This window comes from Collinsella sp. AM40-7AC, from assembly GCF_003468125.1.
In the GTDB taxonomy this organism is placed as follows: Bacteria; Actinomycetota; Coriobacteriia; order Coriobacteriales; family Coriobacteriaceae; genus Collinsella; species Collinsella aerofaciens_O.
On the sequence record NZ_QSGK01000010.1, the window covers coordinates 83,098 to 91,431 of the forward strand.

Below are 8,334 nucleotides of genomic sequence, written 5' to 3' on the forward strand. Positions count from 1 at the left end.
GCGAAAGCCCTTTACTACTCGGCGTCCTTCAGGGGCGGCATGGGCTTCCAGTTGGGATCCTTAACGATCTTGCGTGCGTCCTTCATGCCACGGCGCAGCGCCGGAATACCGGTCTTAAAGCATTTGTCGACTGCTGCCAGACGAATGAACTCCTTGCAGAAGGTCGCGGCATTGCCCAGACGGAACAGCACGGGGTGGTAGTCGCCGTAGATCTGCATGTAGCGTGCCAGATAACCGCGGTTGCGCATGATGTAGTAGCGGTTGGTGTCGCTCGTGGAGTTGAGCTGGCGCTTGCCGGCGATATCCCAGTTAGAGACGGCGCGGGCGCGCTTGAGCACCACGTCGGCAACCACGGCGGCGGGGAAGTGCTGGCTGGCCACGTAGCCGTAGCAGGCATCGTCGCCGTAGATAAAGAAGCGCGCGTCGGGCAGGCCAATCTTGTCGACCACGCGGCGCGAGAACATGCCGCCCTCAAAGCACAGTTGGTTCATGGTGCGGTAGCCCTCGGGTCCCAAATCCCACTTGGCGATGGGGTTAGGGATGCCGAGCGAAAGGATGAGCTGGTACTGCCAAAAGAAGGCGCCGCCGTCAAAGTCCAGGCGCGAACCCTGAATGACGTCGTAACGGTCGGTCCACTTGGCCAAGCGCTCGATGCCTTCGGGGATGACGAGCACGTCGTCGTCCATCACCCAGAACCACTGGGCGCCCAGGTCGTAGGCGCATTTGGTGCCGGCGGAGAAGCCACCCGCGCCGCCACCGTTTTCAAGCTGCGGCGCGTATATAACGCGGTCGGTGCCACCCTGTGAATCGGGCTGGTCGGTGTCGATGCCCCACAGGTTGGCGAGGCGCTCGTTAAATGCGGTGCACATGGCCTCGGTCTCGCGGGAATTCTCGTTATCGACAATCACGATGCGCCAGGGCGTTGCCGTGAGCTCGGTCATGGAGTCGAACAAGTTGGCCAGGAGTTCCTGGCGCTTGTACGTGACGACAACGATGGCGAGCTTATCGATGGGGGCGGGAAGGGTTGAAGGCATGGGGCAATATATCCTTTCACGCGCGGCGCACGAGCGCTGCGCGGAAGCTATCGAATACGTCCTTGGGACTGTCCTATTGTAAAGGCTCGGCGCACCTTGACGGCAAGCTTTGAATAAAACGCAGGAACCTGCCACGGGCCCGCCGCATGACGTGCGGCTACTTTGCCCGTAAGAGGCTCCATAGATTATATAAACGCCCGCTGGCGCGCTGACCCTTTGATACCATGAAACGACAGGTATTTCCTAAGGAGCACATTTGTCTACTAACGCCTCTGGCAGCCCTGTTCTGTCGCTGCTTATTCCCATTTACAATGTTCAGCGCTACCTGCGCGAGTGTCTCGATTCCGCCCTGGCGCAGACGCTCAAGGATATTGAGATCATCTGCATTAACGACGGGTCGACCGACAACTCGCCGGCGATTATCCGCGAGTATATGGAGCGCGATGGGCGCGTCAAGATGATCGACAAGGCCAACAGCGGCTACGGCGACTCGATGAACCACGGTCTGGAGATGGCGCGTGGCAAGTACGTTGGCATCTTGGAGTCCGATGACTTTATGGCGCCCGACGCACTCGAAAAGCTTGTCTCGGCCGCCGATAGCAATAATGCCGACTTTGCGAAGGCGAACTTTGATTTCTACTGGTCTAAGCCCGAGGAGCGCCGTTCGCTGCACGAGATGTTTAAGGCAAGGGATTGTGGCAAACCGGTGCATCCCAGCAATACGACGCAGTTCTTTAAGCAAAAACCGTCGATTTGGTCGGCCGTGTACCGTCGTGATTTTCTTGAGCGCAACGGTATCAAGTTCCTGCCGACTCCGGGGGCATCCTTTCAGGACACGTCATTTGCCTTTAAGGTGATCGCGTGTGCCGAAAAGGCTATTTACCTGCATGATGCCGTGTTGTCGTATCGCCAGGACAACGAGAATTCCTCGGTCAATTCTTCGGCTAAGGTCTTTTGCGTCAATACCGAGTATGCCGAGATTGAGCGTTGGATTCGAGAGGATTATGCCCGCGACCACGCAAGTGATGACGTCGCGCGCATGCTCAAGTTCAATCAGCTCATTAAGTACGATTCGTACATGTGGAACTACGTGCGCTTGGCGCCTAAGTTCTATAAGGAGTTCCTGGTGCAGATGGCTAAGGAATTTCAGGCGGCCTTGGACGCGGGGGACTTTTCGCTTGATGACCTCAAGCCGTGGAAGCGCGCGAATCTCGCTGCCATCCTCAAAGATCCTGAGGGCTGGGTTGACGATCATCCGAGTTTTGCGACGGATGGTGCCTTGGGGCGTGCTAAGTATTACGCCTCGGTTGGAGGCCCAGGCGTGGTCGCCGCCTTCCTCATCGAATCGCTGAGGGGGTAGGTTGGCATGGGAGAGACTTTGACCCCCAAAGCTACCATTGTCGTCCCCGTTTACAACTCTGCGCGCTCCATTCAGCGATGCCTCGATTCGCTGTTGGCCCAGTCCGAGTGCGCGATTCAGGTTGTCTGCGTCAACGACGGTTCGACTGATGATTCGTCGAACGTGTTGCACCAGGTCGCGCAGGCCGACGATCGCGTACTGGTGATTGACCAGGAAAACGCGGGCGTCTCGTGTGCTCGAAATGCCGGTATCGATGCCGCCGAGGGCGAGACCGTCTTTTTTGTGGACGCCGACGATTACATCGATGCCCAGACGGTCGAGCGCGTACTGCATGCCATGGAGTCTGCAGATGTCGAGGCCGCCGTTTTTGGCGGCGTCTGTGAACCAGCCGATGCTGCCCCCAAACGCGTTCAGCAGCTCATGAGCCCCAAAGCTGGTACCTTCGGCGCCCGTGATCCCCAACTGCTGTTTCATTCGAATGCGCAGCCCTATGCCTGCCGTGCGGCTTTTTCGCGCGAGCTGCTCAATCGCGAAGGCATTCGCTTCGCCCCCGGTTTGGCTTTGGGAGAGGACGTCGTCTTCCAATTTGCGGCTTATGCGCTTGCCCGCAAGACCGTCGTCATGCCGGACAAGTTCTACCACTACGTGATGGAGAGCGAATCGGCGACGCACGAGTTCAACAGTGCCGAGGCTCGCGCCAAAAAGCTTGACGCCCACATGAGGATGCTCGAGGAAGTCTTGGAGGACTGGGCGGCCTACGGTCTTTTGGACCTGTGCCCCGGCGAGCTGATAACTTGGTTTTTGGACCTCATTGTGTTCGACCTGGCGCGCTTGGATGCCGATGACTTCCATCGCGTGGCGGCTCGCGTCAACATGGACCTCACGACGTTTTTGGGAACGGAGTGGGCGGATATGCCTGCTAAGGGCGCCGTTCGCCGTGTCGCCCATAAGCTCGTTGTGGCGACCTCGGGCGTTTCGATGGCAGACGCCACGTTGTTCTATCTTTCGACCCGTGGTCTCAAGGCCTGCCTGGAGCGCTTTCTCTAGTTCCAAGCGCTGCCGCCCGCCGCAACTCGGCTGCTAAAATAACCCTGTTACACGCTATTCAACAGGAGGTTCTCTTGCAGAACTCTGATACCCCTAAAGTTTCGCTGCTTGTTCCCATCTGCAATGTTGAGCGCTACCTGCGCGAGTGCCTCGATTCCGCCGTGGCGCAGACGCTCAAGGACATCGAGATCATCTGCATCAACGACGGCTCCACCGATAGTTCGCCAGATATCATCCGCGAGTACATGGAGCGCGACCCCCGTGTAAAGATGATCGACAAGGCCAACAGCGGCTACGGCGACTCGATGAACCGCGGCCTGGAGATGGCGCGCGGCGAGTACGTGGGCATCCTTGAGTCCGATGACTTTATGTTTGAGGATTCGCTCCAAAAGCTGGTCGCCAAGGCCGATGCTGAACATGCCGATGTGGTAAAGGGCGACTTTTACCTGTATTGGTCCACGCCCAGCGAACGCCGTGAGCTGTTTGGGATCATCGACGAGCATATGACGGGCGCCGCTTATCGCCCCGTCGATCGCCCGGGCATCTTCTACCGCAAACCTTCCATTTGGTCGGCTATCTATCGGCGCGAGTTCCTCAACGACAATCAGATTCGGTTCCTTCCCACGCCGGGTGCTTCGTATCAGGATGCGGGTTTTAACTTTAAGGTCTGGGCATGCGCCGAGCGTGCCGCGTTTATTGCGGACCCCATTTTGTGCTATCGCCAGGATAACGAGAAGAGCTCCGTTAATTCGCCTAACAAGGTGTTTTGCGTGTGCGACGAATATGCCGAGATGCAACGCTTTTTGGATGAACGCCCCGAGCTTAAGGCTCAGCTTCAGGGCATTTTAATGCGCATGAAGGTCGATACGTACCGTTGGAATGATGAGCGCCTGGTCGATGAGTTGCGCGAGCAGTTTTGGGAGAAGGCCTCTCCCGAGCTCAAGTCCGATTGGGATGCCGGTCGCTTTGACCTGTCGCTGTTCGATCCGCGTGGCGAGACCGACTTGCGCCTGATGGTCAAGTCGCCCCGCGCCTATATCGATTCGCGCTTTGGCTTTAAGAAGCCGGGCAAGATCAATACGTTTAAGCACTACTTCAAGATCGGCGGGCTGCCGCTGGTCTGGCGCGTGCTGACGTATCAGCGCACCTACGGTGATAATCCGCACCCCGATGACGTTCCGGTCGCACAGTAGGAGCACTTGACTATGGCTACCCCCAAGATTTCCGTTGTCGTTCCCATCTATAACGTGGAGGAGTGCCTGGCCTGGTGCCTGGACTCCCTGCTTGCGCAGGACATGCCCGATTGGGAAGGCGTGCTGGTCAACGACGGCTCGCCGGACGGCTCGCGCGATATCGCGGCTACCTATTGCGAAAAGGACGCGCGCTTTACGCTGGTCGATAAGGAGAACGGCGGCCTGTCGAGTGCGCGTAATGCAGGCATCGCCGCGTCCACGGCGTCTATCGTTGCGTTCTTGGATTCCGATGACCGGTTTACGCCCGATGCATGCCGCGTGATCGTCGATGCCTTTGAGCGCGAGGACTGCGTTGTTTTGACCTTTGGTGCGAATCCGTATCCGCTGGAGGCGGGGTATCCGTGGCTTAACTATGTGCTGAGCCCGCGCGATGTGTCGTTTGAAGGCTATAGCTCTGACCTGCTGTTTAAGGAAGCATCTCGCCCCTTTGCATGGCGCACCGCCTGCAAGCGTGAGTTTTTGCTGGGTAACGGGATCGTGTTCGACGAAACCGTCAAGTATGGCGAGGACCAGGTCTTCGATTTTGCCGTGTACGGTCGTTCGCGTAAGACCGCGCTTGTCTCGAACAAGCTGTATGACTACCGTGTCGCGCGCAAGGGCTCGCTTATGGACACTATGCGCTATGACGACGAGACGCGACTGCTGGAGCACGTGAAGATTTACTCCGCGGTGATGGCTGACTGGCAGCGCGACGGTCTCGATGTACAGCATGCCGAGGACCTGGCGTACTTCCTCTGCGATCTGGTGCTGTACGATGCGCTCAGGTTGCTGGGTTCGGACTGCGGCAAGGTGTTTGCCGCCGTTGCCACGGCGCTTGCCGGTTCTGCCGTGGGCAGCGATGCTGCGCTCGCACAATGCGCTCCTTCTGTTGCCGCTATGGTGCGTGCGGCGCTTACCAGCAAGGCCCCCAATGCCCGTGAGTGCAAAAAGCTCATGTTCGATTACGACGTCTTGAGGTTTGGGTGTCTGGGTGCCTGCAAGCGCATGGCAGCGAACGCCCTGGGAAAGCGAGAAGTGTAGATGAGTATCAAGCGTTTGGCACTTTGCCGCAGTCAGGGCCGTCTGTTTGTGCTGCTTCGTTTTGCCGGTCAGGATGTCGCCGCGCTTATTGAGCGGGAGGGTTCTCAAGCGTTTGCCCATGCGACGACGAGCGGTTCTTCTGTGCCGTCGCTGGCGTTCCCGGTCGATCATGGCCGTGTACTGGCGCTTTGCCCTTCCGTTTCCGATTACGAGCGCGAGCTCGCCGTCTTGGCGCTTCCCTTTCTGGACGGCTCTACGATTGACGTCACATTTGCATCCGGTGACCAAAGGTTGGGCTCCATTCGCCTCGATAGCCGCGTGGCCAAGCTGGAATCCAAGATTAACTACAAAGCTAAGCCTGCGCTGTGTGCGCTTATCCGCGATGCGCAGCGTGGCGAACACTGCGGCCTCTACGAGATCGATGCCATTCGCTATTTGCCGGCAGACGCCGGCGCGGTGTGGCGCTATGAGGTTACCTGGGCGGGAGACCCCCAGTGCGCACCTGAGCTCCTGATCTTCGATACGCATATGAACGCCATCGATGCCACCGTGCATGTGTTTGAATCGCAGTTCGATGTGCCGCAGCAGAACGGATGCCGTGTCAATAAAACGTATCTGAGCGTAGAGATGCCTCGGGATATACGAGATTTTGTCGCGATTGTGAGCGATCCCACGGGCCTAATCCAGAGCGGTTTTTGCGCCATGGATGGTCGCCTGTACAACGGCATGGTTGACGACAGCTGGAACCGCATGAAGGACGCGCGTGCAGACGACGCAGCTTATCGACGTTGGTTTGAGCAACATCGCGCAAAGCCGGGCGATATGGCGTGCCAGCGTGTCGCTTCGGCGGCCTTTGCCTATAGGCCGCTCGTGAGCATTGTGGTGCCGTGCTACAAGACTGATCGGGTCTACCTGCGCGAGCTGCTGGACTCGGTGCTAGCCCAGAGCTATGACAACTGGGAATTGCTCCTTATGGATGCCTCGCCTGAATGGGATGCGGTGGCCAATCTTGCGGCGGATGCCAATGACGAGCGCATCCGTCGCATCGAGCTTCCCGGCAACGGCGGCATTGTGGTCAACACCAACGCTGGTATTGAGCAAGCGACGGGCGACTACATCGCGTTCTTGGACCATGATGACATCCTGGAACCGGACGCGTTATTCCACTATGTTGCCGCGTTGAACAAGGCTGCCGAGGGCGAGCGTCCCCAGGTCCTGTTCTGCGACGAGGACATGTTCCAAAAAATGGGGGAGTGGGGCCAGCCGGTCTTTAAGACTAAGCTCAACGTCGACCTGCTCTATAGCCATAACTGCGTGACGCATTTTCTGATGGTGGAGAAGGCACTCATCGACCGTATTGGCATGTCGCCGGAAGACGTCGCGGGCGCCCAGGATTACGACCTTACGCTTCGCTGCCTTGCGGCGGACGCGCGGTTTGAGCATGTTGCGCATGTGCTGTATCACTGGCGCGTGCATCCGGGATCGACCGCCGATGGCTCTGCCGATAGCAAGCCGTATGCTATTGAAGCCGGTCGTCTTGCGCTGCAGCGCCACTTTAACGCGCTGGGCATTTGCGGAACGGTTGAGGATACCGAGACGCCGTTTGTCTACCGCATGCGCTATGCGCTGCCGGAGCCTGCGCCGCTGGTGAGCATTGTGATTCCCACCAAGGATCACATTGAGACGCTTGACGCCTGTGTGATGTCGATCGCCCGGAAGGCAACGTATGCCAACTACGAGATTGTCTTGGTGGAGAACAACAGCGAAGCCCCGGAGACGTTTGCGTATTACGAAACCCTGCCGGAACGCGTGGCTGCGGCATCCGAAGGCAAGGGTATCGCGCGCGTTGTGTACTGGCCGGGTGAGTTCAATTACTCCCAGATCATTAACTTTGGCGTGGAGCATGCCAAGGGTGATTACCTTCTGTTGCTGAACAATGATACTGAGGTCATAAGCCCCGACTTTATCGAAGAGATGATGGGCTATCTGCAGCGTCCCGATGCGGGCGTGGTGGGCGCCAAACTCTACTTTGCCGACCATCTGGTGCAACACGCTGGCATATTGGTTGGTGTGCGTGGCGCACTTGCCCATGCCAACCAGGATTTCTCGGCAAAGCGCGAGGGCTATCTTGCCCGCGCCGTACGTCCGGGTAACTTTAGCGCCGTAACAGGTGCCTGTCAGATGGTGCGACGCGACGTATTTGAGCAGGTCGGCGGCTACAACGAGGAATTTGCCGTCGGTTTTAACGACGCTGACTTTTGCCTGCGCGTGCGGGAAGCTGGCTACCGCACCATCTTTACGCCCTATGCCGAGCTGTACCACTACGAGTTCACCTCGCGCGGCAGGGAAGAGGCCAACGAGGAGAAGCTGCGCCGTTGGAAACGCGAACAGGCACTGTTCACGCAGCGCTGGCCGGAGTTTTTCTTGACGGGTGATCCATGGTTGGGGCCTAACTTGTCTTCCGAGAGTGAGTACTTCTCGCTTTAGACAATGGTTGTTAGAAGGCCCTCAGCTTGACTTCGCCATGAGTTGGGAAGAAGGCAGCGTTTAGGCTATTTGTTAGTTTACATTACGAGGTTGATTTTCAATCTCAACGCAACAGCCTGAACGGGCCCCGCGT

The 8,334-nt window shown here is 58.0% G+C and carries 6 protein-coding genes; 5 read left to right on the forward strand and 1 reads right to left on the reverse strand.

Annotation, left to right across the window (positions count from 1 at the left end; translation table 11 throughout):
* Positions 1 to 14 precede the first annotated feature (14 nt).
* Positions 15 to 1,034 carry a glycosyltransferase gene (locus DW892_RS08725; RefSeq protein WP_117766952.1) on the reverse strand — a complete coding sequence of 340 codons (1,020 nt, stop codon included), beginning with the start codon at positions 1,032 to 1,034 and terminating at the stop codon, positions 15 to 17.
* Between the two features lie 256 nt (positions 1,035 to 1,290).
* Between DW892_RS08725 and DW892_RS08730 the strand changes: the two genes are divergently transcribed.
* The 5 genes from DW892_RS08730 to DW892_RS08750 all read left to right on the forward strand — a co-directional run bounded on the left by DW892_RS08730 (position 1,291) and on the right by DW892_RS08750 (position 8,201).
* Entirely contained in the window at positions 1,291 to 2,394 is a 1,104-nt protein-coding gene (locus DW892_RS08730) for a glycosyltransferase (protein WP_117766954.1), read from the forward strand.
* Positions 2,395 to 2,400: 6 nt separating this feature from the next.
* Positions 2,401 to 3,441 carry a glycosyltransferase gene (locus tag DW892_RS08735; protein ID WP_117766956.1) on the forward strand — a complete coding sequence of 347 codons (1,041 nt, stop codon included), beginning with the start codon at positions 2,401 to 2,403 and terminating at the stop codon, positions 3,439 to 3,441.
* Between the two features lie 74 nt (positions 3,442 to 3,515).
* A complete protein-coding gene (locus DW892_RS08740; RefSeq protein WP_117758323.1) occupies positions 3,516 to 4,634 on the forward strand; it encodes a glycosyltransferase family 2 protein in 1,119 nt (372 codons plus the stop codon).
* A 12-nt stretch (positions 4,635 to 4,646) separates the two neighbouring features.
* The gene (locus DW892_RS08745; RefSeq protein WP_117766960.1) at positions 4,647 to 5,714 is read left to right on the forward strand and encodes a glycosyltransferase; all 1,068 of its coding nucleotides are present in this window, start codon (positions 4,647 to 4,649) and stop codon (positions 5,712 to 5,714) included.
* A complete protein-coding gene (locus DW892_RS08750) occupies positions 5,715 to 8,201 on the forward strand; it encodes a glycosyltransferase family 2 protein (protein ID WP_117766962.1) in 2,487 nt (828 codons plus the stop codon).
* The last annotated feature ends 133 nt before the right edge of the window (positions 8,202 to 8,334 follow it).

Bases quoted from the DNA above. Each gene is read 5' to 3' on its own strand.
- DW892_RS08725 (WP_117766952.1), bottom strand. From the start codon at position 1,034: ATGCCTTCAACCCTTCCCGCCCCCATCGATAAGCTCGCCATCGTTGTC.
- DW892_RS08735 (WP_117766956.1), top strand. From the start codon at position 2,401: ATGGGAGAGACTTTGACCCCCAAAGCTACCATTGTCGTCCCCGTTTAC.
- DW892_RS08745 (WP_117766960.1), top strand. From the start codon at position 4,647: ATGGCTACCCCCAAGATTTCCGTTGTCGTTCCCATCTATAACGTGGAG.
- DW892_RS08750 (WP_117766962.1), top strand. From the start codon at position 5,715: ATGAGTATCAAGCGTTTGGCACTTTGCCGCAGTCAGGGCCGTCTGTTT.